Source organism: Parvularcula mediterranea (assembly GCF_013085255.1).
Lineage (GTDB): Bacteria > Pseudomonadota > Alphaproteobacteria > Caulobacterales > Parvularculaceae > Parvularcula > Parvularcula mediterranea.
Window position 1 is genome coordinate 262,724 of the sequence record NZ_JABFCX010000002.1, and the last position, 24,773, is coordinate 287,496.

The 24,773-nt window shown below is 62.9% G+C and carries 29 protein-coding genes; 11 read left to right on the plus strand and 18 right to left on the minus strand.

The genetic code is table 11. The features are described from left to right. Nucleotides 1-42 precede the first annotated feature (42 nt). From HK107_RS01865 to HK107_RS01875, 3 genes are all read right to left on the minus strand, one after another. A complete protein-coding gene (locus HK107_RS01865) occupies nucleotides 43-642 on the minus strand; it encodes an ATP-dependent Clp protease proteolytic subunit (RefSeq protein ID WP_173196241.1) in 600 nt (199 codons plus the stop codon). Nucleotides 643-851: 209 nt separating this feature from the next. Further along, entirely contained in the window at nucleotides 852-1,667 is an 816-nt protein-coding gene (locus tag HK107_RS01870; protein WP_173196243.1) for an inositol monophosphatase family protein, read from the minus strand. Then, the gene (locus HK107_RS01875) at nucleotides 1,660-1,911 is read right to left on the minus strand and encodes a DUF3253 domain-containing protein (RefSeq protein ID WP_173196245.1); all 252 of its coding nucleotides are present in this window, start codon (nucleotides 1,909-1,911) and stop codon (nucleotides 1,660-1,662) included. Before HK107_RS01875 ends, HK107_RS01870 begins: the two co-directional genes overlap by 8 nt. 131 nt (nucleotides 1,912-2,042) lie before the next feature. Here HK107_RS01875 and HK107_RS01880 point away from each other — a divergent pair, with 131 nt between their 5' ends. From HK107_RS01880 to HK107_RS01900, 5 genes are all read left to right on the plus strand, one after another. Continuing rightward, on the plus strand, nucleotides 2,043-2,978 hold the full coding sequence (locus HK107_RS01880; RefSeq protein WP_173196247.1) for a haloalkane dehalogenase: 936 nt from the start codon (nucleotides 2,043-2,045) through the stop codon (nucleotides 2,976-2,978). Between the two features lie 81 nt (nucleotides 2,979-3,059). Then, on the plus strand, nucleotides 3,060-5,210 hold the full coding sequence (locus tag HK107_RS01885; RefSeq protein WP_173196249.1) for a malate synthase G: 2,151 nt from the start codon (nucleotides 3,060-3,062) through the stop codon (nucleotides 5,208-5,210). A gap of 62 nt (nucleotides 5,211-5,272) precedes the next feature. After that, on the plus strand, nucleotides 5,273-6,100 hold the full coding sequence (locus HK107_RS01890; protein WP_173196251.1) for a hypothetical protein: 828 nt from the start codon (nucleotides 5,273-5,275) through the stop codon (nucleotides 6,098-6,100). 51 nt (nucleotides 6,101-6,151) lie between these two features. Beyond that, the gene (locus tag HK107_RS01895) at nucleotides 6,152-6,523 is read left to right on the plus strand and encodes a hypothetical protein (RefSeq protein WP_173196253.1); all 372 of its coding nucleotides are present in this window, start codon (nucleotides 6,152-6,154) and stop codon (nucleotides 6,521-6,523) included. 52 nt (nucleotides 6,524-6,575) lie between these two features. Then, nucleotides 6,576-6,815 carry a DUF6356 family protein gene (locus HK107_RS01900; RefSeq protein ID WP_173196255.1) on the plus strand — a complete coding sequence of 80 codons (240 nt, stop codon included), beginning with the start codon at nucleotides 6,576-6,578 and terminating at the stop codon, nucleotides 6,813-6,815. On the opposite strand, the gene HK107_RS01905 is transcribed toward HK107_RS01900, so the two are convergent. The 10 genes from HK107_RS01905 to HK107_RS01950 form a co-directional block, all read right to left on the minus strand. After that, entirely contained in the window at nucleotides 6,812-7,288 is a 477-nt protein-coding gene (locus HK107_RS01905) for an AAA family ATPase (RefSeq protein ID WP_173196258.1), read from the minus strand. The two genes, HK107_RS01900 and HK107_RS01905, sit on opposite strands and share 4 nt — an antisense overlap. A 9-nt stretch (nucleotides 7,289-7,297) precedes the next feature. Then, on the minus strand, nucleotides 7,298-8,635 hold the full coding sequence (locus tag HK107_RS01910; RefSeq protein ID WP_173196260.1) for a pyruvate dehydrogenase complex dihydrolipoamide acetyltransferase: 1,338 nt from the start codon (nucleotides 8,633-8,635) through the stop codon (nucleotides 7,298-7,300). A gap of 3 nt (nucleotides 8,636-8,638) precedes the next feature. Further along, nucleotides 8,639-9,118, minus strand: a complete 480-nt coding sequence (locus HK107_RS01915; RefSeq protein WP_173196262.1) for a DUF805 domain-containing protein — start codon at nucleotides 9,116-9,118, stop codon at nucleotides 8,639-8,641. Continuing rightward, nucleotides 9,115-9,594: a DUF805 domain-containing protein gene (locus tag HK107_RS01920; protein WP_173196264.1), complete on the minus strand. Its 480-nt coding sequence runs from the start codon at nucleotides 9,592-9,594 to the stop codon at nucleotides 9,115-9,117. Before HK107_RS01920 ends, HK107_RS01915 begins: the two co-directional genes overlap by 4 nt. A 27-nt stretch (nucleotides 9,595-9,621) precedes the next feature. Then, a complete protein-coding gene (locus HK107_RS01925) occupies nucleotides 9,622-10,209 on the minus strand; it encodes a hypothetical protein (protein ID WP_173196266.1) in 588 nt (195 codons plus the stop codon). A 16-nt stretch (nucleotides 10,210-10,225) separates the two neighbouring features. Beyond that, the gene (locus tag HK107_RS01930) at nucleotides 10,226-10,750 is read right to left on the minus strand and encodes a DUF805 domain-containing protein (RefSeq protein ID WP_173196268.1); all 525 of its coding nucleotides are present in this window, start codon (nucleotides 10,748-10,750) and stop codon (nucleotides 10,226-10,228) included. Between the two features lie 96 nt (nucleotides 10,751-10,846). Further along, a complete protein-coding gene (locus HK107_RS01935; RefSeq protein ID WP_198912351.1) occupies nucleotides 10,847-12,220 on the minus strand; it encodes a pyruvate dehydrogenase complex E1 component subunit beta in 1,374 nt (457 codons plus the stop codon). A gap of 160 nt (nucleotides 12,221-12,380) precedes the next feature. After that, a complete protein-coding gene (locus tag HK107_RS01940; protein WP_173196273.1) occupies nucleotides 12,381-13,172 on the minus strand; it encodes a sulfotransferase family protein in 792 nt (263 codons plus the stop codon). 53 nt (nucleotides 13,173-13,225) lie between these two features. Then, complete coding sequence (locus HK107_RS01945; RefSeq protein WP_173196275.1) at nucleotides 13,226-14,050, minus strand: SDR family oxidoreductase; 825 nt, start codon at nucleotides 14,048-14,050, stop codon at nucleotides 13,226-13,228. Further along, nucleotides 14,047-14,841 (minus strand): SDR family oxidoreductase, encoded by a 795-nt coding sequence (locus HK107_RS01950; RefSeq protein WP_173196277.1) that lies wholly within the window; start codon nucleotides 14,839-14,841, stop codon nucleotides 14,047-14,049. The genes HK107_RS01945 and HK107_RS01950 overlap by 4 nt, the downstream gene beginning before the upstream one ends. A gap of 179 nt (nucleotides 14,842-15,020) precedes the next feature. On the opposite strand from HK107_RS01950, the gene HK107_RS01955 reads away from it, so the two are divergent. Together HK107_RS01955 and HK107_RS01960 are read left to right on the plus strand one after the other, a co-directional pair. Further along, the gene (locus HK107_RS01955) at nucleotides 15,021-17,117 is read left to right on the plus strand and encodes a M13 family metallopeptidase (RefSeq protein ID WP_173196279.1); all 2,097 of its coding nucleotides are present in this window, start codon (nucleotides 15,021-15,023) and stop codon (nucleotides 17,115-17,117) included. 76 nt (nucleotides 17,118-17,193) lie between these two features. Continuing rightward, nucleotides 17,194-18,033 carry an alpha/beta hydrolase gene (locus HK107_RS01960; protein WP_173196281.1) on the plus strand — a complete coding sequence of 280 codons (840 nt, stop codon included), beginning with the start codon at nucleotides 17,194-17,196 and terminating at the stop codon, nucleotides 18,031-18,033. A gap of 132 nt (nucleotides 18,034-18,165) precedes the next feature. On the opposite strand, the gene HK107_RS01965 is transcribed toward HK107_RS01960, so the two are convergent. Next, the gene (locus HK107_RS01965; RefSeq protein WP_173196283.1) at nucleotides 18,166-19,296 is read right to left on the minus strand and encodes a M14 family metallopeptidase; all 1,131 of its coding nucleotides are present in this window, start codon (nucleotides 19,294-19,296) and stop codon (nucleotides 18,166-18,168) included. Between the two features lie 63 nt (nucleotides 19,297-19,359). On the opposite strand from HK107_RS01965, the gene aat reads away from it, so the two are divergent. After that, complete coding sequence (gene aat / locus HK107_RS01970) at nucleotides 19,360-20,007, plus strand: leucyl/phenylalanyl-tRNA--protein transferase (RefSeq protein ID WP_173196285.1); 648 nt, start codon at nucleotides 19,360-19,362, stop codon at nucleotides 20,005-20,007. Here aat and HK107_RS01975 read toward each other — a convergent pair. The 3 genes from HK107_RS01975 to HK107_RS01985 form a co-directional block, all read right to left on the minus strand. Beyond that, entirely contained in the window at nucleotides 19,959-20,609 is a 651-nt protein-coding gene (locus HK107_RS01975; RefSeq protein ID WP_173196287.1) for a DUF2155 domain-containing protein, read from the minus strand. The genes aat and HK107_RS01975 overlap by 49 nt on opposite strands. Nucleotides 20,610-20,646: 37 nt before the next feature. Continuing rightward, entirely contained in the window at nucleotides 20,647-21,066 is a 420-nt protein-coding gene (locus HK107_RS01980) for an NADH:ubiquinone oxidoreductase subunit NDUFA12 (RefSeq protein ID WP_173196289.1), read from the minus strand. 78 nt (nucleotides 21,067-21,144) lie between these two features. Beyond that, the gene (locus HK107_RS01985) at nucleotides 21,145-21,645 is read right to left on the minus strand and encodes a GAF domain-containing protein (protein ID WP_173196291.1); all 501 of its coding nucleotides are present in this window, start codon (nucleotides 21,643-21,645) and stop codon (nucleotides 21,145-21,147) included. A 108-nt stretch (nucleotides 21,646-21,753) separates the two neighbouring features. Here HK107_RS01985 and HK107_RS01990 point away from each other — a divergent pair, with 108 nt between their 5' ends. Then, nucleotides 21,754-22,899, plus strand: coding sequence for a M48 family metalloprotease (locus tag HK107_RS01990; RefSeq protein ID WP_173196292.1), 1,146 nt, complete (start codon nucleotides 21,754-21,756; stop codon nucleotides 22,897-22,899). On the opposite strand, the gene HK107_RS01995 is transcribed toward HK107_RS01990, so the two are convergent. Further along, nucleotides 22,887-23,177 carry an I78 family peptidase inhibitor gene (locus HK107_RS01995; RefSeq protein WP_173196293.1) on the minus strand — a complete coding sequence of 97 codons (291 nt, stop codon included), beginning with the start codon at nucleotides 23,175-23,177 and terminating at the stop codon, nucleotides 22,887-22,889. The two genes, HK107_RS01990 and HK107_RS01995, sit on opposite strands and share 13 nt — an antisense overlap. A gap of 83 nt (nucleotides 23,178-23,260) precedes the next feature. On the opposite strand from HK107_RS01995, the gene HK107_RS02000 reads away from it, so the two are divergent. Continuing rightward, the gene (locus HK107_RS02000; protein ID WP_173196294.1) at nucleotides 23,261-24,043 is read left to right on the plus strand and encodes an SDR family oxidoreductase; all 783 of its coding nucleotides are present in this window, start codon (nucleotides 23,261-23,263) and stop codon (nucleotides 24,041-24,043) included. 112 nt (nucleotides 24,044-24,155) lie between these two features. Continuing rightward, complete coding sequence (locus HK107_RS02005; RefSeq protein ID WP_173196295.1) at nucleotides 24,156-24,737, plus strand: VPLPA-CTERM sorting domain-containing protein; 582 nt, start codon at nucleotides 24,156-24,158, stop codon at nucleotides 24,735-24,737. The last annotated feature ends 36 nt before the right edge of the window (nucleotides 24,738-24,773 follow it).

Genomic DNA, 24,773 nt, shown 5'->3' on the forward strand with positions numbered 1-24,773 from the left:
GATTTCGACCTCTCCCGGGGGGAGAGGTATAGCGGCAGAACCCTAGTTCAGCTCTCCGATGTTCTGGATCATCTTGCCCAGAAGACCGTACTCCAGTGCCTCGTCCGGCGAGAGCCAGTGGTCGCGGTCCGTGTCTTTCTCGATCTTCTCCACCGACTGGCCGGTGGCGTCGGCGAAGATCTTGTTCAGACGGTCCCGCATACGGATGATCTCGCGCGCCTGGATCTCGATGTCCGAAGCCGGGCCGCCTGCGCCGCCTGACGGTTGGTGAAGCAGGAAGCGGGTGTTCGGCGTGCAGAACCGGCGCTCCTTGGGCACCGAGACGTAGATCAGCGCACCAGCCGATGCGACCCAGCCGGTGCCGACCATCTTCACCTCGGGTTTGATGAACTTGATCGTGTCGTGGATCATGTCCCCTGACTCGACGTGACCGCCGGGCGAGGAAACAATGACCGTGATCGGATCATCCGAAGCATGGGCGAGCGCGAGAAGGCGCTGGCAAATGTCGCGGGCGAGCTCCATCGTCACCTGACCGACGATCAGCACCTGGCGCGCATCGAAGAGATGCTTCTCTACAGGGATCGAGCGGCCTTTCGAAGCCACTTTTTCGTCGTCATCGTTCAGCATGGGCAGGTCGGTCATGGCGTCCTCGCTAGTGATCTGTTGTTCGCAAAATGGGCCGTAACGCAGGTCGGGACAAGCTCAGGTTTAAAGGTGCGCTTTCGCGCGAGAATTTTTGTGATGGTTCCCGGATCAAGTCCGGGATGACGGGCGGGGAGGTGGTCTTCCAGTTATCGTCATCCTGGACTTGATCCAGGATCCATCGGGGAAAATAGACGCGCAGCGACCTCTCAAACCGCCGCCATCAAAGCCCGCCCATAGGCTTCCCAGTTCTCGGCCCGCGCGACCTCCAGCATCGGGCGGTCCTCACGGGCGACAGGCGTATAAGCTTCGCCACCGGGAAGGAATCCGAACCGGCCACCAGCTTCCTCGACGATGAGCTGCCCGGGCGCGTGGTCCCAAGGGGTCATCTTGAACTGCACCACATAGTCGATGAGGCCGCGCGCTAGGTCGGTATAGGCGTAGGCGGAGCAATGCCCTGCCCTGTGGCCAGCGCTCTTGTCGACTGCAGCGGCGAAGGCGGACTTGTAGGGTTCGTCGACATAGACGGGGCTGAAGTCTCCGCTCGCTTCCGTCCAGGGTTTCACCGGGTTCGATCCCAGCCGCTCGCCGCCAAAGGTCGCGCCCGCACCCTTTTCGGCGACAGCACATCGGCCATCGACAGGGAACAGTATCCAGCTCTGCGCGACTTCACCTGCGCGCACAAAAGCGACCATGACGCCGAAGCGCTCCGAGCCCTGAACGAAGTTCCAAGTCCCATCGACCGGATCGACCAGCCAGCAGTCCCCGCCCTCTCCCAGCACCTTAGGATCAATCGTCCCGGCACTGACGGCTTCCTCGCCCACGACCACAGAGCCCGGCACCATCGCCTGAAGCTCCGGCGTCAGCAGTTCCTCAGCCTCGCGATCGGCTATCGTCACGAGATCGCCGGGGCCGGTCTTCTCATCCACGTCGCCTTCGCCCAGCGAGCGGAAGCGGGGCATGATCACCCTGGCCGCAACATCGCGCATCAGGGCTTCAACGACATCGAGCTTGGGATCAGACATCTTGGGGCTCCTTGATGCGGTAGCGGATGACGCCTTTCACGGTCTCGGGGTCGACGACCTTCCCCTTCTTCGTGACCTCGATCAGCCCCTCGGCAGCGAGGACACGGCCCTCCGACCGGATGGCCGTCATCAGCGAGCGCCACTCGCCGTCACCCGCAGCCGCCCTTGCGGCTTCGGAGGGGCAGATCGACTTGCCGGGGTCCCGCTTGGCGAGAGTGTCGAGGATGGCGTCGCGCAATTCCATGAGGCGGACCTACGCGCCGCGCGGCTGAAGGCAAGCCTTGAGGATCCCTCACCCTGCCATCAGCAGTCAGGTGGTTCCCTCCCTCAAGCGGCGGGCCTAGCCTTCCGGCAAAACGACTAGGGAGACCGCTCATGGAAGCGCTGAGGACACCGGAAGAGAGGTTCGCCAACCTCCCCGATTTTCCGTACACGCCGCACTATCTTGAAGGCGAAGGCCGGGCCGAGGGCCTGCGCATGGCCTATCTTGATGAGGGGCCGAAGGACGCCCCGGTCTTCCTGTGCCTCCACGGAGAGCCGAGCTGGTCCTACCTCTACCGCAAGATGATCCCCGTCTTCCTGGAGGCTGGCGGCAGGGTCATCGCGCCCGACCTCTACGGCTTCGGACGGTCGGATAAGCCAGTCAGCCAGGGCGACTATTCGTACACGTTCCACCGCGAAGCGCTCCTGTCGCTCGTCAAGCGGCTGGACCTTCAGGACATCACGCTGGTCTGTCAGGACTGGGGCGGCGTTCTTGGCCTGACCCTGCCGATGGAAGAGCCAGAGCACTGGTCACGCCTCCTCGTGATGAACACTTCCCTGCCCCTTGAGCCTGAGAGCTCGATCGTGGCGGAGGACCTCGCGCGGCCTGCGGATGAGCGGAAGACAGGCTTCGGCGTCTGGCACGCGATTTCTCAGAAGACGGACGACATGCCCGTCGGTCACATCGTCAACACGGGCGCCGGAAAGATGCTCACCGAGGCAGAAGTCGCCGCCTATGACGCTCCGTTCCCGGACAAGAGCTACAAGGCAGGCGCCATAGTCTTCCCGCGGCTTGTCCCCTTCTCCGACAGCCAAGAAGGCTATGAAATCGGCCGCCGCGCGCTGAGGTTCTGGAACGACTGGCAGGGCGAGAGCTTCATGGCGATCGGTGCTGCTGACCCTGTCCTCGGCAAGAAGGCCATGCTGCGCCTTCAGGGCGAGATCAAAGGTTGCCCGCCTCCCCTCATCATCGAGGAAGGCGGCCATTTCGTGCAGGAATGGGGCGACCAGATCGCGAAAGCTGCGCTGGAGAGCTTCGCCAAGCGCTGAAGCTGTTTACCGCACCGCACCCAAACTTTGCCTTGAGCGGCGGAGCGGGCTAGCTCGCTCTCAAACAGACGAGGTACGCTCATGTCCGACACCATCACCATGGCCGGGCTGACCATTTCCAAGCCTCTCGCCGACTTCATTGAGGGCGCCGCTGCTGGCGCCGGGATGACGGCCGAGGAGTTCTGGGGCGCGGTCCGCCGGATCACTGACAAGCACACGGAAACCAACGAGAAGCTTCTCGCCAAGCGCGCCGACCTGCAAGGCCAGATCGACGCCTGGTACGAGAAGAACGGCCCGCAAGGCCCCGAAGCGCAGGAAGCTTTCCTCCGCGAGATCGGCTATCTCGTGCCCGAAGGCGGCGACTTCACCATCGAAACCGCAGGCGTTGACCCCGAAGTGGCGGAGATCTCAGGCCCGCAGCTCGTCGTGCCGGTCAAGAACGCGCGCTACGCCCTGAACGCAGCCAACGCCCGCTGGGGCTCGCTCTACGATGCCCTCTACGGCACCGACGCGATTCCTGAGGATGGCGGCGCGGAGAAATGCGGCGCCTACAACCCCGTGCGCGGCGGCAAGGTCATCGAATTCGCCAAGGCGTTCCTCGATGAGCACTTCGCCCTCGCCGATGGCCGTCACCATGACGTCACCAGCTATGCGGTGAAGGACGGCGCGGTTGTGGCGACGATGGCGGACGGTAAGACGTCCGGCCTTGCGGCAGCTGACCAGTTCCGGGGCTATCGCGGCGATGCAGCTTCGCCCGAAGCTATCCTTCTACGGAACAATGGCCTCCACGCGGAGCTCCAGATCGACCGCGGCCACCCTGTCGGCAAGGACGACCGGGCGGGCATGGCGGACATCCTGCTCGAGAGCGCCGTCACCTCGATCATGGACTGCGAAGACTCCGTCGCTGCTGTCGATGGCGAGGACAAGACGGAAGTCTACGGCAACTATCTCGGCCTCATCAAAGGCGACCTGACCACGAGCTTCCAGAAGGGCGGCAAGACCGTTCAGCGCGGTCTCTCGGATGACAGGACGTACACGGCGGCCGATGGCTCAAAGCTGACGCTGAAAGGCCGCGTCCTGATGCTGGTCCGCAATGTTGGCCACCTGATGCGCAACCCTGGCGTTCTCCTGCCCAACGGTGACGAGATCTTCGAAGGCCAGCTTGATGCCTGTGTCACGGCCCTCATTGCGAAATATGACGTGGGCGGAAAGAAAAACTCCATCCACGGCTCGACTTACGTCGTGAAGCCCAAGATGCACGGTCCCGAAGAAGTGGCCTTCGCAGTGGAGCTCTTCGAGGACGCCGAGAAGGAAATGGGCCTCCCGGCCAAGACGCTTAAGATCGGTATCATGGACGAGGAGCGCCGCACGACGGTGAACCTCAAGGAGTGCATCCGCGCCGCCAAGGACCGGGTGATCTTCATCAACACCGGCTTCCTCGACCGCACCGGCGACGAGATCCACACCTCGATGAAGGCTGGCCCGTTCAAGCGAAAAGGCGAGATCAAGGCCGCGCCCTTTATGTCAGCCTACGAAGCATGGAACGTCGACAATGGTCTGGCTTCAGGCTTCCAAGGCCGGGCCCAGATCGGCAAGGGCATGTGGGCCATGCCTGACCTGATGGCGGACATGATCCAGCAGAAGATCGGCCACCCCAAGGCGGGCGCCGACTGCGCTTGGGTCCCCTCGCCCACCGGCGCGACGCTCCACGCGATGCACTACCATGCCGTGGACGTGGACAAGGTGCAGGACACCATCATGGATCGTCCGCGTGCACCGCTTTCGGACATCCTGACCCCGCCGCTGGGCGATCCTTCGAGCTGGTCCGCTGCGGATATCCAGGAAGAGCTCGACAACAATTGCCAAGGCATCCTCGGCTATGTCGTGCGCTGGGTGGACCAAGGCGTCGGCTGTTCCAAGGTGCCGGACTATTACGATGTCGGCCTGATGGAGGACCGCGCGACCTGCCGGATCAGCTCCCAGCACGCCGCCAACTGGCTGGCCCACGGCATCGTCACCCGCGATCAGGTCGAAGATACCCTCCGCCGCATGGCCGTGAAGGTGGACGAGCAAAATGCGGGCGATCCCACCTACCGTCCGATGGCACCGGACTTTGACGGCTCCCTCGCCTTCAAGGCCGGGGCCGAGCTGATCTTCGAAGGCGCGAACCAGCCCTCGGGCTACACCGAGCCGATCCTCCACCGGACGCGGCTTGAGCTGAAGGCTGGCTAACTGCTCTCTTCAGTAGACATTGAAGCAGTGCTCCCTTTTCATTGGAAAGGGAGCACTTTTCTATGTCTGATACCGGTCAGCCGACAGAACGCCAGCGTGTCCGCGACACTCTACGTACCTGGATCAAACAGGTTTTCACGCGTCGAGGCGTCCTCAACAGTGATTGGGTTGTTTCACTCAGCGTGATCATCGGCCTCGTGCTAATCCTCGCCATGGGAATTGCTTGGGTTAACTTCGGCCTCTCGGGGATGGCGCTCATCCTGATGACCTTCGGAGCGTTTCTTTTCATCGGAGGGTTACTTGGCTTTCTCTTTGGAATTCCAAGAACCGTCACCGGTCAAACGGCAGGGCAGCTGGAACAGACGCCGTCGTCCGCCCCTTTTCCGAATTCTCAGCAGGGCGACGAAACGCGTCAGCTGGCGCAGGAAGGCGCTTCGAAACTCAGTGACGACCAAGTCAAAGAACTCAGGGACGAAAGGCGGCGTTTGCAGGTCCGCCGGGAAGCCATCGCCAGCAACACCAACCTCGAACAGATTTCTGACTGGCTGACCAAGATCATTATCGGCGCCTCCCTCGTTCAGCTCAGGCCGATCGCCACAAGTCTCGGAGGCCTCTCGCGTAGCCTCGGCGCTTCTCTTGAATCGATGGGGCAAGAGCAGCCGCACGCGCTGCACATCGAGTTCGGAGGGCTTGGAATGAGTTCAACAGTAGGCAGCGAGGCCCTGAACGGCGCAGGAGAGCGCCTTGGTCCTTACATGCTGATGGTCATCCTCTTCAGCAGTGTTATCGGGTTTTTATTCGCATACCTGTGGACCCGCATCTTCCTCTTCGAGCTCCTCATCAAGTCAGCAGAAAAGAACTTGCAGCTCGAGCGTCGCTCCGAAGGCTGATCGCTCTAGGTCACTCTTCGACGCATAAGTAAGCCACGAGGGAGGACCGCCATGATCACCGCAATCGCCATTCTCGCCATGGCCGCCGTGCCGAAACCCGACGTGTCGGAACTCGGGATCGAGGTTTCCGCACCGGGGCTCCTCGAGCTCAAGTCGAAGGTCGTCGGACGGCCTGACAGCGCCTGCCGCATGGCCCGGCCGCGGGTGACCCAGTGCATCATCGGCGAGGGCTCGGAGATCTACCAGTTCACCGAAGACGGCCATAAGGCACACCCCACCGGCTATTTCCTCGGCTATGCCGAGCGCGACGGGGTCCTCCAGTTGGAGGAGCGCGGCTGGACCGCTTCGGACAAGGCGCGGGTGGCGGCCTCGTTCTTCGCGAAGTCCCGGAGGGCCAAACCGGCGCCTATCGCTCCCGAGTGAGGCGAATCGTCTCGCAGTTTTGCTCGCGCTGTGATAAGCTCCGCTCATGTCGATGGGTGAAACAGCGAAAATCGAGCGCGCTTTCCGGGAGCATCCCGAGAGCGTTGGCGAATCCTATGTCGGTCACGCCAAGCAGGCGAACAAGATCGGCTGGCTGATGATCGGGACAGGCTTCTGCTGCCTCGTCCACGCGGTCTTCCCGTTCCTTTTCAAGCGCACGGCCAGCCAGCGGATCCGCTATCTCGGTATGGTGGCGAAGAAGCGCCGTCCGGGTGCGCACCTCGAGGCCTAGCCCTCACCGTACTGCTGCACGTCAAAACCCTCACCTTCGAGCGGCGGGGTGAAGTGTGCCGTGAACTGATCGAACATCTCTTCGCTCGTTTCGAACGGATGCTCACCGCTTGCGTTCCGCTCGCGCAGCCGCGCCTTGCAGGTCTCATCGGACACGTCGAGCCAATGCAGGCGAGCCCGGACGCCTGCCTGCTCAGCCAGCCCCGCCATCCACTGACGGCGCTCACGGGTGTTCGCGTGGAAGTCGAGCACCACAGGCAGTGAGTTCGCCAGAAGCTGCGTAACGATGGGTGCGATGGCAGCTTCGAGCCGCGCTGTCCGCTCCCGAAAATCCTTCGGTGTCAGGATCTCACCCGGGTAGAGCTGCGCCATCAGTTCGTCCTCGGACAAAAGGATGGCGCCCTCCTCCCCGGCCAAGCGCTTGGCAAGGGTCGACTTGCCTGAAGCGATCTTACCGCAGAGGAGATGGAGCATGGACTGCGCCTAGAGCAACATCACTGCGGGGTCTTCGCAGAAGAGCTTGAACTTCTGGAGGAACGCCGCGCCTGCTGCGCCGTCGACCACGCGGTGGTCGCAGGTGAGCGTCACGGTCATGATGTTGCGGATGACCATCTCGCCATTCCTGACCACGACCCGCTCTTCGCCAGCGCCGACCGACATGATCGCGCCGTGGGGCTGGTTCACGATGGAGGCAAAGCTCTTGATACCGAACATTCCGAGGTTCGAGACAGAGAAGGTGCCGCCCTGATACTCTTCAGGCTTCAGCTTCTTGTCACGGGCGCGCTTGGCCATGTCTTTGATCTCAGCGGAGATCTGCTTGAGGCCTTTCTGCTCGGCCTTCCAGACGATCGGCGTGATCAGGCCACCGTCAATGGAGACGGCCACGCCGATGTCAGCGTGCTTGTGGCGTAGGATTGCTTCGTCTGTGTAGGTCGCATTGGCTTCTGGCACGGCCATGAGGGCAGCGGCGGACGCCTTGATGATGAAGTCGTTGACCGAGAGCTTGTAGAAACCGTCCTCGCCCTTGGGCGGCGAACCGGCATTGATCTTGGCACGGAGGGCCAGAAGCTCGGTCAGCTCGATGTCGACGTTGAGCGGGAAGTGCGGGACTTCCTGGTTGAAGCTCTGGTGCAGGCGCTTGGCGATGGTCTTGCGCATGCCATCGTTCTTGATCGCCTCGTAGCTGTCCGCCGGATAGAGGCGCTCGTCGATGCCAGCGGCTGGCATAGCCGCAGGCGCTGCTGCAGGCGCTGAAGCCGCCGCGGGCGCGGAGACGCCTTCCTTCAGTGCCTTCTCGACGTCGCGTTTGACGATCCGTCCGTGGGGGCCTGTGCCGTTGACGGCGGAGAGGTCGAGGCCTTCGTTCTTGGCCAAACGCTTGGCGACGGGCGAAGCCTTGATGCGGTCGCCGGCGTCACCGCCGCCTGTGGCGGGCGCGACGGATGCAGTACCAGCAGCGGCAGCGGCCATGGCCGTGTCAGCGCCAGCTTCGGCTTTGTTGTCGGTGGTCGGCTTGCCTTCGGGCTTGGCCTGGCCACCGCCCGAAAGGGAAGCTTCGTCGATGTCGTCGGCGCTCTCGCCGTCTTCGAGGATGACGGCGATCGGCGCATTGACCTTCACGCCTTCGGTGCCCGCCTCGATCAGGATCTTGCCGAGGATGCCCTCGTCGATCGCTTCGACTTCCATCGTCGCCTTGTCGGTCTCGATCTCCGCAATGACATCACCGGAGGAGACTGTGTCGCCTTCCTTCTTAAGCCACGTGGCGAGGGTCCCCTCCTCCATCGTCGGGCTGAGGGCGGGCATCAGAACGGGAATCGGCATCGCTTACTCCTGGGCACTCGGCGGCGGACCATAACGATTTGCCCCGCGCTGACTAGGGAGGAGGTACAGCCAGAACAGGTGGATCGGTAAAAAGATCAGGATCGTCGAGAACCCACCGAGTCCATTTGCGGTCAGGTCGTCATCGACCGTGCTCGGCTCCTGCCCGTCAAAGAGCGCGGCCCAGCCCCCTTCGGCAGGCACATACTCTCCGAGAAGGAAAACAAAACCAAGGGCATAGAAGACCAGAAAGATCAGGTTCCACCGCCCTGAGCGCCCCTGATCATGCAGCCTCTTCCACGGCGTCGCCACGAACAGCGGCCAGGCGAAGAAAATCCAGACCAGCGCCGTCAGGACCCAGCTGTTGAGCGCGTCTGTGATCCACACGGCCACCATCAGCGGCAGGAGCATGCCGAGCGCGAGCTGCTTGCGGTTGATGCGGCCTTGGGTGGAGGTGAGAAAGCGCAGGATGGCGTCGGGCGTCACGTCTTGTCCTTGGGATCAGGTCCGAAGCGATTCGGCCCGGATTTCCCGGGCACGAGGCTGAGGACCAGCACCTGCACCAGGGCGATGATGCCCGCAATGCGCTGACTGTCGCCCCCGACGGCGGGGACCTGGCTGTCCTCGCCAGTCAGGACAGCGAGCCAGTCCGTGACGCGCATGGAGAGCTCCTCAAAGCTGCCAACCGGGCCGATCGTCCCGAACAGGAAGATCGCGACCAGCGCAGCGAAGTGCACCGCTGCGGGCACACCGAGGTCGTGCAGCCTCGCGATGGGTGCTGCGAAGTTACCTGCCCAGAGGAGGAGGACGAGGATGCCGCCAATCGCTGCGTCGGCGATGGGCGCTTCGGTAGAGCGAAGGAAGCCGATGGCGATCAGAGCGCCGATATTCGGCATGATGAGGTCCCAGAGGAAACGGCTCCTCCGGATCCTGCCTCTTGGATCAATGACGATGCCCCGCATGTGATGCCCCTGCTCTGCCCGCTTCGATCATTCCTCGAAATGCGGGCGGTGCACAACTCCCCCAGGGGTGAAGACGCCCTCGGGAAGACACGTCTTGGGACTGTCGAAGTTGGGGGCGAGGAAGAGCACCAGACGCTGGCTGCGCTTCTCGGGCTGGTCGTAGTCTCCCTGCACAACGCGCCAGCACGCATCGGCGCGGGGGACGGGCTCTTTCGTCGCCGCGTCGAAGGTGCGGTAGTGGAAAGCCGAGTGCTGGTGACCCACGGCGTAGATCGTGTCCTGCTCGTTGAAGAAGCCCAGGAAGAAGGTCGGCAGCGGCGCGCCGCCCTTCATGCCCTTTCGCTTATAGGCGACCGCGATGGGACGGAGGCGGAAGCTGCCGCTCTCGTCTGGCGCTAGGCTGACATAGGGGTCGGCCCTGTCCGTGCCTTCCAGGGTGAGCTTGTCCTCGATCTCGCAATTCGTGTGGCCGTAATGAGGGTCGAGCATGACCCGCACTTCCGCGGGCGGAGGCGCCGCCGGGGTGAACTGTCCCTCAAGCGAGACAGTCGCCGGCGTGGTCCCGCAAGCAGCAAGCGGGGCGGCAAGCATCAGAAAAACCAAGCGCCCCAACATGCTGTCTCCTTTGAAGTCAGTCGGCGAAACCCATACCGCTTACCAACGGATCCTGACCAAAACGGTTCTCCTGGCGCTGTCCGGGGAGCAGCATCAGGATAATCATTTCGATATAGGGAATCGCGGTGGCGGCAATGGCTGCGAAGAGGCGGTCAGGCTTCTCGCTCAGCTGGCCGAACATGGCCGCAGTCGCTTCCCAGCCTGCTTTACCCTCGCTCATCGCCGCGATGCCGTCGGGGTCGTTCATCGCCTCGACGATGATCGGCAGCGTGCCATAGCCGCTGAGAATGCCCACGAGAACGGCGATGCCGAAATGCCACCAGCCGGTCAGGTTGAGATCGTGGAACCGCTTGAACGGCACGGCGATCAGCGCCGGCCAGAAGAAGAAGAGCCCGATCACCGTCGTATAGACCTGGATGAGGCCCTGCTGCGGCAGCAGCAATGAAGGCAGAATGACGAGGATCAGGTAGGCCGGCACGAAGCCCAGCGCGTATCCCTTACGGCTGATGCGGCCTGAGGGATTGAACAGGAAATCAAACATGGATGGAAAGCCCCTAACGTGTTGCGACGCTTTCCCCTATGTAATGATTTTCGATAAAGCATGCGAGGGGCAAAATGCACCCCTCGCCGCAAAGCCTTAAACGTAGAGGACTTTCTTGACCGCAGCCACGACGCGCTCGGCATCGGGAAGGCTGAGCTTCTCTAGGTTGGCGGCGTAGGGGAGCGGAACGTCTTCCTGGCAGACCCGTGCGGGCGGCGCGTCGAGATAGTCGAAGGCTGCTTCAGTGACCGACCAGCCAACCTCTGCGCCGACGCCCATCGGGCCCCAGGCTTCCTCGACGGTGACGAGGCGGTTGGTTTTCTTGACGCTCTCGATGACCGTGGCGCGGTCCATCGGACGGATGGTGCGGAGGTCCACGACTTCAGGGTCGATGCCCTCCTGCTCGAGGATGGCGGCAGCTTCAAGGGCGCGCTTCATGCCTTGGGCGTAGGAGACGATGGTCACGTCCGAACCCTGACGGACGACCTTGGCCTTGCCGATCGGCAGGACGAAATCATCAAGGTCCGGAACATCGAACTTATCGCCGTAGAGCATCTCGTGCTCGAGGAAGACGACCGGGTTCGGGTTGCGGATCGCCGCCTTGAGGAGGCCCTTCGCGTCGGCTGCTGAGTAAGGCGCGACGACGAGGAGGCCCGGCACGTGGCCGTACCACGGGGCGTAGTCCTGGGAGTGCTGGGCAGCCACGCGCGAGGCGGCGGCGTTCGGGCCGCGGAAGACGATCGGGCAGCCCATCTGGCCGCCGGACATGTAGCGGGTCTTCGCGGCAGAGTTGATGATGTGGTCGATCGCCTGCATCGCGAAGTTGAAGGTCATGAACTCGATGATCGGCTTCAAGCCTTCGAACGCGGCACCGACGCCGAGGCCAGCGAAGCCATACTCGGTGATCGGGGTGTCGACCACGCGCTGGGGACCGAACTCCTGGAGGAGCTCGCGGGTCACCTTGTAGGCGCCCTGATACTCAGCGACTTCCTCGCCCATCACGAAGACGTCCTGGTCCCGGCGCATCTCCTCGGCCATCGCATCGCGGAGAGCGTCGCGCACGGTGGTCTCGGTGAAGGTGGTGCCTTCGGGAACTTCAGGCTCAGCCGCGATGGAGAAGGCCGGAGCCTTGCGCTCGGTCGCCTCGGGCTCCGGGCCGGTCTCGGCAGCCGATTGAGGCTCAGCCGCGCCGTTGGCAGCGCCGCCGCCGCTCACGTCGCTGTCGGAGATATCCGAAGCGCTTTCGCCATCTTCGAGCAGCACTGCGATGGTCGCGTTGACCTTCACGTTCTCCGTGCCCTCGGCCACGACGATCTTGCCCATCACGCCTTCATCGACGGCTTCGACTTCCATCGTCGCCTTGTCGGTCTCGATCTCGGCAATGACATCACCGGAGGAGACGGTGTCACCCTCCTTCTTGAGCCATTTCGCGAGGGTGCCCTCTTCCATGGTGGGAGACAGGGCGGGCATCAGAACAGGTATCGTCACGGGATAAACGCTCTCGTTGAATGCTGACAGAGTGCCGCTAAAGGCAAACGGGCTCCGCCTCAAGCCGTCTCGCCAGTGCAGACGTGCACGTGATGGTAGAGTGAGGGCCGAGCGGAGCTGATCGCACCTTCACAGAAGCGGGCTAGCTCGCTGCTTCGCGCGAGGTGACTTCCCCCGCCAGCTCGAAATCGCGAGCGTAGTAGTCCCGTAGGAAGCCGCTCAGCGTCTCCCCGCCTGGCAGGGGCTTCGGAGTCCCGCCCTTGTCCTTGGTCAGGAGCGGCTTGGCCATCTTCACGATGGAGCGGTATGCGCCCACGGGCAGCCTCTCCCGCAATGCCGTGCTGGCGCGGCGGGTGGTCCTGATCAGGCCGGGGAACCGGTATTCTGCGCTTTCATTGGCGCGCAGGGCCTCACCGAGCCGCTCACCGGTATGATTGCTGATCGCCGAAAGCATCCCTGCGACGTCGCTCATCCAGAAGAGATCATCGGCGAAGCGCTCATCCTCATGCTCGATCCAGCGGTGCTGGGGCAGGAAGTGGATGAAGCCCTTGGGCGGTAGCTCCTCACCTTTGGAGAGCTCTTCGATCACCTTGCCGATCTCGTCCTCGACCAGATCGTCCTCGGCGTGAGCCAGCTCCACCGAGTGAAGCTCCCGGAGCCTCTGCGCGAGGGCCGAGCGGAACCGGCCCTCAGGATCGCGCATGACGGCGAAGGCGCGGAACGCGCGCACCTCCTCGAAGGTCTCGGGGAAATGCTTCTCGAGGATCGAGAGAGGCAAATGGGTGCCGTAGATCGCACCGAGCTTTTCATGGTCGAGCGGGCCGGAGAAGCGGCCATCGCTCGTATCGAATGGTTGAAGCTGCTGCCTGACGGATGTGCCCGCGCATTTCGGGATGTGCAGGAACACGAAGCGGTGCGGGTGGGAGATGATCACTTCGGAGGTCCTTCAGGCTCGCAGGCTTCTGGCAGCTCAGGTTGAACGATCCGTCAAGAGCGGATGGTCCTCTCGATCATCCCGTCAACGATCCGTGCAGGGAGCAAGGCCCTGAGAAGGATGAGCCGGGTTGCCTTGGGCGGGCAGGAATAGCGCGTCCGCGGGTTCGCATCAGTCAGTGCCCGTTCGACAGCCTGCGCGACGACCACCGGTTCAGGGGCAACCTTGTGGCCCTGCTCGTGGTGCCATTTGGAGTATGTGTCATGGTGCTCGCCATAGGCATCCATGCGGTGTTTTTTCAGCTGCTCCTGCTCCTGATCGCCGAAGCTCGTGTTGACGAAGCCGGAGCGGATGAGGCTCACACCGATGCCGAAGGGTGCAACCTCTCGCCGGAGCGCATCGGTCAGGCCTTCGAGCGCGTGCTTCGATGATCCGTAGACCCCCTGAAACGGCGGAACGAGCCTGCCCGTGACCGAGCCGATGTTGACGATCCTGCCTGCCCCGCGCTGGCGCATCTGGGGGAGAACGGCGCGGCAGACATTCGCGACACCAAAGACGTTGGTCTCGAACTGGCGGCGCCATTCATCGAGCGGCACGGCCTCGATCGCGCCCATCACGGCAATCCCGGCATTGTTCACGACATGATCAATGGGGCTTAGCCCCGGCACGACCGCTTCGATGCTTTCAGGGTCCGTGACATCGAACTGCACCGGCGTGACCTGCCCTGGCTTTTCAGCTGCCAGTTTCTCGAGCGGCTCCGCCCTTCGCCCCGAAGCGAGGATGTGGAAGCCTTCCTCAGCTAGGTAGAGTGCGCAGGCCCTGCCGATGCCGGTCCCTGCGCCCGTGACGAGGACGCGGCCCCTGCCCGCTCCCCTCACAGCTTCATCGACAGGGTAGCGTCGCCGAGGGTGGTGCCGCCTTCGACCTCGAGGATCGTGCCGGTGACATAGTCGGCGCCTTGCGAGGTCAGCCACAGAGCGGCGTCAGCGATGTCGTCGCGGTTGCCGAATTCCTTTAGCGCGAGGGCCTGGCGGTACTTCTCCCGCATCTCCTCATTCGGCGCGAGGCGGTCCATCCCTTCGGTGCCGTCGATGGGGCCAGGGCTGATCGCATTCACACGGACGCCCGAGACGCCCCATTCCATCGCGAGGCATTTGACCAGCATGTTCACGCCAGCCTTCGCGGCGCAGACGTGGGACTGGAAGAGCCAGGGCTGGGTCGCCTGGGGCGCGGTGATCGCGATGAAGCTCGCGCCGGGACGGTTCGCCTCGTGCACGGCCGCGCGGAAGACGTTGAAGGTGCCAAGAAGGTCGATATCGACCACCGACTTGAAAGCATTGGCCGACATCTGGGCCGCGCCTGCGGGGAAGTTCCCCGCCTGCCCCGCAAGGCACATGTCGATCTTGCCGAACTTTTCAGCGCAGGCCTGCACGGCGGCTTCGACGTCAGGGTAGCTCCTCGCATCGACGGACTGGCCAGCGGCGTCTTCAGCGCCCGCTTCCTTGAGCATGGCGACGGTCGCCTCGACCTTCTCGATCGAGCGGCTGACGACGAAAACCTTGGCGCCAGCTTCGGCAAAGCGGCGGGCGATCTGTTCGTTGATGCCGGAGGTGGCACCGGACATGAAGCAGGTCTTGCCCTTCATGTCATAGGTCGGGGCGTTGGCCATTTTCGGTCTCCCTTGGAACTGTTTGGGGACCACTTAGCGCGCTCGCGAGCAGGCGCGAGGGTGAAGCGCAGGGCGCGACTCTCCGACCTTTCATTTCTGTTTTACGATAAGGGGTGTTGTTTCTCAGGGGTCTTTTTATCAAAACCCCGCGCATCGCTTACAAGAAAGTGGACCAGTTGATGATCCCGACGAAGCCCAAACCTTCTCTTCTCCTCAAGACCGCCCTTGGCGGCGCTCTCGCGCTGACCCTCGCGGCCTGTGCAGAGCAGGCTGGCGATTCGGCCAGCTCGAAGCCTGACATGGAGAAAGCAGAGGCCTCGAACACCCCAGAACTCGGCACCTTCGGCATCGAAACCGCCGACATGAAGCCCGAAGTCGACCCGGGCGACGATTTCTTCGAATACGTCAACGGCAAGTGGCTCGATACGTTCGAGATCCCTGCTGAGCGTTCGAGCTATTCGAGCTTCACGGCCCTCTTCGAGCGCTCCGAAGAGCGTATCCGCAAGATCATCGAGGAAGCCGCTGAGACCGACGCCCCTGCAGGCTCGGTCGAGCAGAAGATCGGCGACTACTACGCCGCCTTCATGGACACCGACGCCATCGAAGCTGCTGGCCTTGCTCCGATCCAGGACGAGCTTGGCCTCTACCGCTCGGCTGAGAGCCACGAGGACGTCGCGCTCCTGATGGTCAAGCCGGACCTCGGCACGCGCACCCCGTTCGGCGTTGGTGTTTCGATCGATGCGAAGCAGCCTGACCGGTATTCCGTCTACATCGGACAGTCGGGCCTCAGCATGCCTGACCGCGAATACTATCTCGACGAGAAGTTCGCCGACAAGGCTGATGCGTATAAAGAGTATCTCGTCACGATCCTCTCTGCCGCCGGCACCGAAAACGCCGAACAAGCCGCAGCCGACGTCTTCGCGTTCGAGATGGCCATCGCAGAGATCCACTGGACCCGCGCAGAGCGTCGTGACCGCGACAAGACCTACAACAAGTACACCCTCGCCGAGCTCGAAGAAATGGCTAGCGGCTTTCCGTGGCAGATGATGATGTCTGACCTCGGCATCGCCGATCAGGACTACTTCGTCGTCAGCACACCGAGCGCTATCGAAGGCGCAGCGGAAGTGTTCGCGAACACCCCTGTCGAGACCCTCCAGAACTACATGGTCGCCTCGGCCGTGCGTAGCTATGCGAGCGTGCTGCCGAAAGAAATCGACGACGCAGTCTTCGCCTTCTTCAGCACGGAGCTTTCGGGTGTTCCCGAGCAGCGCCCCCGCTGGAAGCGCGGCGTCTCGGCCGTTGGCGGTGCCCTCGGTGAGGCCGTTGGTGAGGTCTATGTCGAGCGCTACTTCCCGCCTGAAAGCAAGGCGCAGATGGAAGAGCTCGTCGCCAACCTCCGCGTTGCCTTCAGCCAGCGTCTCGATGAGCTCGACTGGATGGGTGAAGAAACCAAGGCCGAAGCGCAAGCCAAGCTCGAAGCCTTCACCCCGAAGATCGGCTACCCGGACAAGTGGACGGATTACTCCGCTCTCGAAGTGTCTGCGGACTCGCCCGTTGCGAACATCCGCGAGAACCGGATCTTCAACCACGAAGACAGCTTCTCCCAGCTCGGTCAGCCGATTGATAAGGATGAGTGGTTCATGACCCCGCAAACGGTCAATGCCTACTACTCCTCGACCCGCAACGAGATCGTCTTCCCGGCGGCTATCCTGCAGGCTCCGTTCTTCGATCCGAATGCTGACCTTGCGGTCAACTATGGCGGCATCGGCGCCGTCATCGGCCACGAGATCGGCCACGGCTTCGATGACCAGGGCCGCAAGTCCGACGGCACCGGCGCGCTGCGTGACTGGTGGACCGAAGAGGACAAGGCCCGCTTCCAGGAGAAGGCTGACGCCCTTGGTGCTCAGTATGCGACCTATGAGCCTGTCGAAGGCTACCCGCTGATCCCGAACCTGACGATGGGCGAGAACATTGGCGACCTTGGCGGCATGGCCATGGCCTACGCGGCCTACAAGCTGGCGACCGAAGGTCAGGACGTCCCCGTCATCGACGGCTTCACCGGTGACCAGCGCTTCTTCATGGCATGGGCGCAGGTCTGGAAAGGCCTCTACCGCGAGGAAGCCCTCAAGCGGCAGATCTCCACCGGGCCGCACTCGCCGGGCATGTTCCGCGTGAACGGCATCGTCCGCAACATGGACGCCTGGTACGACGCCTTCGAAGTCACCGAAGACGATGACCTCTACCTTCCGGAAGATGAGCGCGTTGCCATCTGGTAACGTCCTGCCAGCCGGTCTGGACCGGCGATGGAACTAACGACAAGCTCCCCCGCAGCGATGCAGGGGAGCTTTTTTCATGCGCGTTTTGGTCGGTCTTTCTCTCGCGCTGGCGCTCACCGCCTGTGACCCGGTGGGGATGCCCTATGGCAACGGCCCGATGGCCACAGCAGCGGCGCCGGAGATGGCGGTTGCTCCGCCTATGTCTCGGCCGACGCTGACTGCTGTGACCTCCGACGGCGTGACGGTGCACGGCAATATCTGGCAGCGCTTCAGGAACACCGGCGAGCATCCGACGCTGCTCCTCTTCCATCAGGGCGGCTCGAACGCCGATGGCGAGTATTCGGAGATCGCCGAGTGGCTGGCGTCCGAAGGGTTCGACGTCATCACCTGGGACAGCCGCGCAGGCGGCGAGCTTTATGGCGGCGAGAACCTGACCGTGAAGACCTTGCCCGACGGCGTGCCCTCAGGTTTTTGCGACGCCCTCCCCGACCTCCTCGCAGCCGTGGATGAGGCGGAGCGGAACGGGTTCGGCGATCGCGGCTTTATCCTCTGGGGTAGTTCGTACACGGGCGCGCTGGTCTTCCACGCTGCTGCCGAGCGGCCTGACGTGACCGAAGGCGTCATCGCCTTCTCACCAGCTTCAGGCGGGGCCATGCGCTCCTGCCTCGCGATTGAACGGGCGGCAGAGGTGAAAGCGCCGATGCTGGCTCTCAATCCTCCGTCAGAGATCGCCCGCCCGACCGCTGCCGAGCAACGCGAACAGCTCGAAGCCCTCGGTGCACGGTACATCATCCCGGAGAACGGCATCCACGGCTCTTCCATGCTGGTGGATGAGCGGACCGAAGCAGATATGAGCGCTCTGCGTGCTGAGGTTCTGGAGTGGTTGAAGGGGATTGGGGGAAGCGGGGAAAGCTGACGCTTTCTCTTCGGGCCCTTGATGGATCCTGGATCAAGTCCAGGATGACGATAATGGAGAAACCACCTCACCACCCGTCATCCTGGACTTGATCCAGGATCCATCTCGAAAAAAACGCGCGAAGCGCTCCGCCTACCGCAACCGCTCGGCCAGCCGTGCCATCACTTCGATGGAGTGCACCGCGAGTTGCTTGCAGCGGCGGGGGCTCCAGCCCTCCTCCGGCATGGCGTTCGTGCGGGCGTCCTTGAAGGGCATCTCCAGCGTCATGGAGAGGCATTCGAAGCGCTCACCGACCTGGTTGTTGGCGATCCTGAGGTTCGCCTTGCCAGCCGGGTCGATCGGGTAGCCTTCCTTGTCCTGAAAATCAGGGGTCGCCTGGATCAGCTGGTTCTTGAAGGTCGAGAGCAGCTCCGCCAGACGCGGCGACCATTTCGGGATGCCTTCGGAACCGGCGATGAAATTGTTCGCGATGGCTTCATCACCATGCGCATCGAGGAAGAGGTCACAGCCTAGCTCGTCCATCTTGTTCCGTACCGCGAGCACTTCCGGGCTCGCCTCGGCAGATGGTTCCGCCCACGCACGGTTGAGGTCCGTACCTGCAGCATTGGTGCGCAGGTGCCCGCGGGCCACGCCGTCGGGGTTCATGATCGGAACGACATAGACCGTTGCCTCGCGCAGGAGCTGCTGGGCCATATTGTTGTTCGGATCGGTCAGGGCCTCGCAGAAGCCCTCAGCATACCAACTGCCCATGCTTTCGCCGGGGTGCTGGCGCGCGATCACCCAGATCGTCTTCTTGGCTTCGGCTACCGAGCCGAAACGCAGCGCATCCACCGGACGCCCATCGAGAGACTTGCCGAGCGGCATCCATTCAACACCGTCCATGGCGCCGAAGCGCGCCGTCATCTCCATCGCACGGTGCGCCGTGTAGGGAGCAAAATAGGCGTAGTAGCAGACGGGTCCCTTCGCCTCGTGCTCGATCTCGAGCTTGCCATTCTCATAACGGCTCGGCACCCGGAACCAGTTTTCGAGGTCATAGGACGCGCAGGTGTTGTAGTCCTGCCAACCGCCTTCATAAGAGGCCCGCGCAGCGTTCTCGATCACCATGCGGCGGGATCCTTCGGGGGCTTCCACGCGGTAGAAGAACCACTGGAAGAAATCGGCCTTCCCGTCGCTCTCGATTTCGAGGCGTATGTCCTGAGGATCATGCGCGCTGACGACACGAATGTTGCCACATTCAAAGCTTGAGGTGATGGTGACCGACATGACGATGCTCCTCGGTTGCCCTGTTTTGCGGCACTTACGCCCCTTCGCGCCACGGGCAATGCCATGAAGCTGTCCCCACAGGTATTGATGGAGGCTTACCGCGCCGGGTACTTCCCGATGGCTGAAGGTAAGGATACCGATGAGCTGTTCTGGGTCAGGCCCCAGATGCGGGGCATCTTCCCGCTGGAGAACTTCCACGTCTCCAAGTCCCTGCGGAAGGTTGTTCGGCAGGACCGCTTCGAAGTCACGGTTGATGCGGCATTTTCGGAGGTCATGCATTTCTGCGCCTCCGACGAGGCCGGACGGGAAGATAGCTGGATCAATGACGACATTGTCCGGGTCTATTCAGAGCTTCACCGCATGGGCCGGGCGCATTCGGTGGAGTGCTGGGCTGAGGGCCAGCTCGTCGGCGGGCTCTATGGCGTCTCGATCCAGGCAGCGTTCTTCGGAGAGAGCATGTTCAGCCTGCGCCGGGACGCGAGCAAGGTCGCGCTCTGCCACCTGGTCGGGCGCTTGCGGATGGCCGGCTACCGCCTTCTCGATGCGCAGTTCCTGACCGACCACCTCGCCAGTCTTGGCGCAGTGGAGGTTTCGGACTTTGCCTATCAAAGCATGCTGGAGAACGCGCTGTCTGCGCAGGCGGACCTCAAGGCCCTGCCTGATCAGATCTCAGGCTCTTCCATACTGCACGAGATCACCCAGACATCATAGGTCGGGTGCTCGAGAGCGTTGAGCGACGGCGACGAGCCGAACATCCAACCCTTGAAGAGAGCCTCGCCGAAGAGCGCTTCGTCGATCGCGGCCTGGATCGAAGCGCCGTCCTGTTCCTCTTCGCCTTCCGCGGCGGCCATGTCCTCAGCGGTCATGATCGGCGGCAGCTCTTCTGCGGCGGCGTCGGCCTCGGCCTGACGGGCGCGCTGGCCAGCAACGTCGCGGTCACCTGCATAGACTTCGAGGAAGACGGTCGTCTCGGGGAATTCTTCCGGCGGCGTAGCCGAGCAGGTCCGGGCGAGAAGCTTCAGCGTGCCGAACTCGGCGACCTCACCGATCGGCAGGACAATGTCGGAGAAGCGTGCCGTGATCTTGTCGAGCGCGCGCACCGTGACGGAAATCGGCTCGCGGGCATCGTCGCCGCGGGAGCCATAAATCGTCGCTGCGAAGCCGCTGCCCGAGGGCGAGCGGGAGAGACGGTCGAGCTCGGTCTCTTCGCCGGGGATCGCCTCTGGCGGCTCCACGGTCCAGCCGAGCACGTTTTCAGGCTCGGAAGCCTGGAGCTGTGCCGCTGCGGCGAGGACGATGAGACTGGAAAGCATGGTCGAGCGACTCCGTCGTTTCGATAACCCTAGCGCATCAGAGCGCGTCGGGCGACCAGGCTTCGTAATCCTTTTTCGCGCCTTCGCCAGGCTGGCCAGCGACCGCGATCGAGCCTTTAGGCCTGTAAGCGAGCGGGGTTCCGGTCATGTTCGGAAGATGCGGCTTCTCGAATTTTTTGACAGGTACGGGATCGACCGTCGGCGGCTCTTCCCAAGTGTGGTGCAGCCAGCCGTGCCATTCGGGCGGCACACGGCTGCCTTCGGCGACGCCGTGGTAGACAACCCAGCGGCGACGTCCGCCTTCCGGGAAGGTGCCTTCATCGCCGCCCTCTTCGTAATAGCGGTTGCCTTGCGCATCTTCACCGATCAGGCGCGCCTTGGCCTTCCACAGGGTGAACCCCGTGCCGATGGTCGACTGGTGCCACCAGCTGAAGATACGCTTGAGAAGGTTGATCATCGAAGGCTCCGCGGGATCGTGCGGCCCCTCATGCAAAAGTGCGCCTGCGAAGTCCAGAGGCCTTGAGGCCCCTGCGCCTCAGGCGGCATCCGGCATCTTCGACTGGATGATCTCAGCAGCCCGTTCCGCGAGCTGCTTCAGCTCCTTCCGCTCCTCGGCGGAGAAGGCCTCGCGCGGCTCTCTTGCGATGACGCAGATGGAGCCAATGGGCATGTTGTTGATGGTGATCGGAGCGCCAGCGTAGAAGCGGATGTCCGGTGCGCCAGTGACCAGCGGGTTCTTGGCGAAGCGCTGGTCCTCCTCGGCATTGAGCACCACGAAGGGGTCCTTCTCACAGATCGTGTGGGCGCAGAAGGCTGACTTCCGATCGGTCTGGCGAACATCGAGACCCACCTGCGACTTGAAGAACTGCCGGTCCTGATCGACCAGCGACACCGCAGCGATAGGCGTGCCGTAGCTGTCCGAAGCAAAAGCCGTCAGCTCATCAAGCTCGGGCCAGAGCTCTTCGCCGAGGGCATGGGTGGAAAGGAGAACGTCGAGACGTTCGTTTTCTTCGGGGTGAATAGGGATGTCGGTCATGCGAAGATGCTACTTTAAGTTGTGTTGCGCAAAGCCTTTCGCCTCCTTGAGCATTTGATCTTTACCGAAAGCGTGATCCGGAAAGGCAAATCAGCTTAGGCTCTGCCCATGGCCAGAAGTCTCCTGCTCCCCGCCCTCCTCCTTCTCGCTGCATGCGCGACGCCTCGCGCTGACCTGCCGCAGCTTGGCAGGGCGGAGGTCGATGAGCGTCGCCGGGCGATCCAGAACGAAGCGCTGGCCGATGCGCTGGCGCGGGAGGAGCGGGTCCTGCGCCTTGCTTGGCCGGTGCTTCTTGAGAACGAGCCGCTTTGCCCGCGGGTCACGAACAGGATGGGCCTGAGGCTGGGCGACAAGGACACGGTGCATGGCCTCGCCAAGGGCCTGAAGCGTGACCATCTCGAAGAGCTAGGCTGGGGCGATGATGTCAGGGTGCTGAGCGTTGCTCCTGGCAGCCCCGCCGCTGGCGCGGGAATCATGCCGGGAGACGTGCTGACCAAGGTCGGCGACAGTGAGTTCGCGAGCGGCGACGGGGCGGGCCGCCTCCTCGCCGCCTACCTCCGCCCACAGAAGGAAGGCGATGACGCGGATGAGGACAAGCCCACTTCCCTCACCTTCGAACGCGATGGCGAAGCCTTCACCGTCAGCCCTGAGCCTGTCAGTACCTGCGATGTACGGGTCGTCAGCTCCCCTTCAGGCTCGATCAACGCCACCGCCAGCTTCGGTACACTGACCATGTACGCTGGCCTATTGCGCGCCGTGGAGGATGACGAGGTCATTGCCTTCATCATCGCCCATGAGCTTGCTCATTGGGCGGGCAAGCATCCGCGCAAGGTGGTGCGGAACAGCTTCGTCACCGGAGCCGCGTTCTGGGGGCCGCCCCTCTATCTCGCAGCGCAGGGTCTCGACCTGCTGACCGAGCCTGTCGCAAAAGCGATGGGTGCGGAGGTTCCGCCCTTCACCACCCTCACCTCCCGTGCTGCCGCCGGCGCTGTGAAGTCCGCAGATTTCGAACGGGAGGCTGACTATGCGGGCCTCTACATGCACGTCCGAGCGGGTGGAGAGACGGGAGGGCTGGCCGATGTCTTCCAGCTCTTCTCGAATATCTCGCCGAGGAACTCATGGCTCCTTGTCAGCCACCCGACGACGCCAGAGCGTCAGCTGCGCCTCAACGCGGCGGCTCAGGAGATCGCCGCCAAGCAGGCAGCGGGCGAGCCCCTGATCCCCGACGGATGGGAAGTGCGTCAGCCGCAGTAGACGCGGGTGATCATTCCGTCTTCGTCGACTTTGATATTCATCCGGGTGGCGATGTATTCCATCGTCATGATCATGCCCGGCTCGACGATGCGCACCTTCATGTCCGAGGGATAGGTCACCGCGGCCAGCGGCTTGCCGACGAAGCCCTGGTAGCCTTCAGCCCCGCAAGGCTGCTCTCCGGTCGGCCCCGGCAGGTCATTGGGCACTTCGTCCTCCTCCACGGCAGTCGGCGCGCAGGCCGTTAGAATGATGGCGGCGGCGGTCATGGCTCTCAGCATGGAACTGACTATGACCCCTCCGCCCCCTTTCGCCTAGCGCCCGGTGCGTGCACACGGATGACAAAACGAAAGGGAGGTCTCCCATGACCAATCCAGCAGAACTCTTCTCCGTGAAGGGCAAGACCGCCGTCATCACCGGCGGCACCCGCGGCATCGGCCTCGATATGGCCCGCGCTCTCGTCGCCAACGGCGCGAAGGTCATCATCTCCTCGCGCAAGGACGTCGCCGTCGAAGCGGCCGTCGAAGAACTCGCCAAGCATGGCGATGCGTCAGGCTTCGCCGCTGACCTCGGCACCATCGAAGGCGCGAAGGCCCTCGCTGAGTTCGTCGGCTCGAAGACTGACAAGGTCGACATCCTGATCAACAATGCCGGCGCGACCTGGGGCTCGACCCTGGAAGACTTCCCCGAGGACGGCTGGGACAAGATCATGAACGTGAACCTCAAGGGTCCGTTCTTCCTCACCCAGCAGATGCTGCCTTTCCTGAAGGCGGCCGCTGAGCCCAACAGCCCGGCCAAGGTGATCAACGTCGCCTCGGTCGAAGGCATGCGCGCAGGCCAGATGGAGACCTATTCCTACGGCGCATCAAAATCGGCGCTCATCCACCTGACCGAGCACCTCGCGCTGCAGCTCGCAGGACGGAACATCACGGTGAACGCCATCGCCCCTGGCCCCTTCGCCACGAAGATGATGGCCGGCACGATCCAGATGGCTGGCGAGGACACCATCGCCGCCATGGTGCCCCTCAAGCGCCTCGGCCAGTCCGAAGACCTCTATGCCATGGCGCTCTATCTCGGCTCTGGCGCATCCAACTACGTCACCGGACAAACGATCGCGCTCGGTGGCGGTCTCGGCACCATCGCCTAGCCCAGCTCAAGCTAAGACGTCGAAAAGCCTCAATATTAAGGCTTTTCGACTTCCTGTTTGATTCTATCACACTAAAGATGAGATTATTCCCTAAAGTTTTAGGAGAACTCTCATGAAAGCACTTCTCGCTGCTGCAACCGTTGGTGCGCTCGCCATGGGCGTTTCCCATGCTGCCACCATTTCCTACACCGAGGGCACCCGCGCCCAGGAGCCGGGATCGATCAAGATCTCTGACGTTCCTGCGAACCCGAACGGCTTCGACATCGACTTCATGATCGGCGACGATCTGAGCGCTGGCGACGTCATTCAGGTCTTTGGCCGCATCGTCGGCTCGGAAGACACCTACAACTTTACGGCCACCCAGGCGTTTGACTTCAGCCTCATCGCTGCACCGCTCGGCACCTCGGGTATCACCGACACGAACGGCCCGTCGCCTCACCAGATCGACTTCAAGTTCACGAACACCGACACGAACCTGATCACCACGATCACCGTGGACACGAGCGATCCCGTCGGCACCTACGGCACGCTGCTCGCCGGTAGCTACATCCTCGAGCTGGACATGGAGCCCGACAACCAGAAGCGCGTCGCTCTCTATGACTTCGAGCTTGCCAGTGTTCCGATCCCGGGCGCCCTGCCGCTCTTCGCAGCAGGCCTCGCAGGTCTCGGCCTGCGCCGTCGCCGCAAGGCGTAAGGGGTCGCAAGACAGTTTGCGACAATAGGGTCGTCG

Excerpts from the sequence above, each read along its gene's own strand:
- HK107_RS01865 (WP_173196241.1), bottom strand. The coding sequence starts at position 642 with ATGACCGACCTGCCCATGCTGAACGATGACGACGAAAAAGTGGCTTCG.
- HK107_RS01870 (WP_173196243.1), bottom strand. The coding sequence starts at position 1,667 with ATGTCTGATCCCAAGCTCGATGTCGTTGAAGCCCTGATGCGCGATGTT.
- HK107_RS01875 (WP_173196245.1), bottom strand. The coding sequence starts at position 1,911 with ATGGAATTGCGCGACGCCATCCTCGACACTCTCGCCAAGCGGGACCCC.
- HK107_RS01880 (WP_173196247.1), top strand. The coding sequence starts at position 2,043 with ATGGAAGCGCTGAGGACACCGGAAGAGAGGTTCGCCAACCTCCCCGAT.
- HK107_RS01885 (WP_173196249.1), top strand. The coding sequence starts at position 3,060 with ATGTCCGACACCATCACCATGGCCGGGCTGACCATTTCCAAGCCTCTC.
- HK107_RS01890 (WP_173196251.1), top strand. The coding sequence starts at position 5,273 with ATGTCTGATACCGGTCAGCCGACAGAACGCCAGCGTGTCCGCGACACT.
- HK107_RS01895 (WP_173196253.1), top strand. The coding sequence starts at position 6,152 with ATGATCACCGCAATCGCCATTCTCGCCATGGCCGCCGTGCCGAAACCC.
- HK107_RS01900 (WP_173196255.1), top strand. The coding sequence starts at position 6,576 with ATGGGTGAAACAGCGAAAATCGAGCGCGCTTTCCGGGAGCATCCCGAG.
- HK107_RS01905 (WP_173196258.1), bottom strand. The coding sequence starts at position 7,288 with ATGCTCCATCTCCTCTGCGGTAAGATCGCTTCAGGCAAGTCGACCCTT.
- HK107_RS01910 (WP_173196260.1), bottom strand. The coding sequence starts at position 8,635 with ATGCCGATTCCCGTTCTGATGCCCGCCCTCAGCCCGACGATGGAGGAG.
- HK107_RS01920 (WP_173196264.1), bottom strand. The coding sequence starts at position 9,594 with ATGCGGGGCATCGTCATTGATCCAAGAGGCAGGATCCGGAGGAGCCGT.
- HK107_RS01925 (WP_173196266.1), bottom strand. The coding sequence starts at position 10,209 with ATGTTGGGGCGCTTGGTTTTTCTGATGCTTGCCGCCCCGCTTGCTGCT.
- HK107_RS01930 (WP_173196268.1), bottom strand. The coding sequence starts at position 10,750 with ATGTTTGATTTCCTGTTCAATCCCTCAGGCCGCATCAGCCGTAAGGGA.
- HK107_RS01935 (WP_198912351.1), bottom strand. The coding sequence starts at position 12,220 with ATGCCCGCCCTGTCTCCCACCATGGAAGAGGGCACCCTCGCGAAATGG.
- HK107_RS01950 (WP_173196277.1), bottom strand. The coding sequence starts at position 14,841 with ATGGCCAACGCCCCGACCTATGACATGAAGGGCAAGACCTGCTTCATG.
- HK107_RS01955 (WP_173196279.1), top strand. The coding sequence starts at position 15,021 with ATGATCCCGACGAAGCCCAAACCTTCTCTTCTCCTCAAGACCGCCCTT.
- HK107_RS01960 (WP_173196281.1), top strand. The coding sequence starts at position 17,194 with ATGCGCGTTTTGGTCGGTCTTTCTCTCGCGCTGGCGCTCACCGCCTGT.
- HK107_RS01965 (WP_173196283.1), bottom strand. The coding sequence starts at position 19,296 with ATGTCGGTCACCATCACCTCAAGCTTTGAATGTGGCAACATTCGTGTC.
- aat (WP_173196285.1), top strand. The coding sequence starts at position 19,360 with ATGAAGCTGTCCCCACAGGTATTGATGGAGGCTTACCGCGCCGGGTAC.
- HK107_RS01975 (WP_173196287.1), bottom strand. The coding sequence starts at position 20,609 with ATGCTTTCCAGTCTCATCGTCCTCGCCGCAGCGGCACAGCTCCAGGCT.
- HK107_RS01980 (WP_173196289.1), bottom strand. The coding sequence starts at position 21,066 with ATGATCAACCTTCTCAAGCGTATCTTCAGCTGGTGGCACCAGTCGACC.
- HK107_RS01985 (WP_173196291.1), bottom strand. The coding sequence starts at position 21,645 with ATGACCGACATCCCTATTCACCCCGAAGAAAACGAACGTCTCGACGTT.
- HK107_RS01990 (WP_173196292.1), top strand. The coding sequence starts at position 21,754 with ATGGCCAGAAGTCTCCTGCTCCCCGCCCTCCTCCTTCTCGCTGCATGC.
- HK107_RS01995 (WP_173196293.1), bottom strand. The coding sequence starts at position 23,177 with ATGCTGAGAGCCATGACCGCCGCCGCCATCATTCTAACGGCCTGCGCG.
- HK107_RS02000 (WP_173196294.1), top strand. The coding sequence starts at position 23,261 with ATGACCAATCCAGCAGAACTCTTCTCCGTGAAGGGCAAGACCGCCGTC.
- HK107_RS02005 (WP_173196295.1), top strand. The coding sequence starts at position 24,156 with ATGAAAGCACTTCTCGCTGCTGCAACCGTTGGTGCGCTCGCCATGGGC.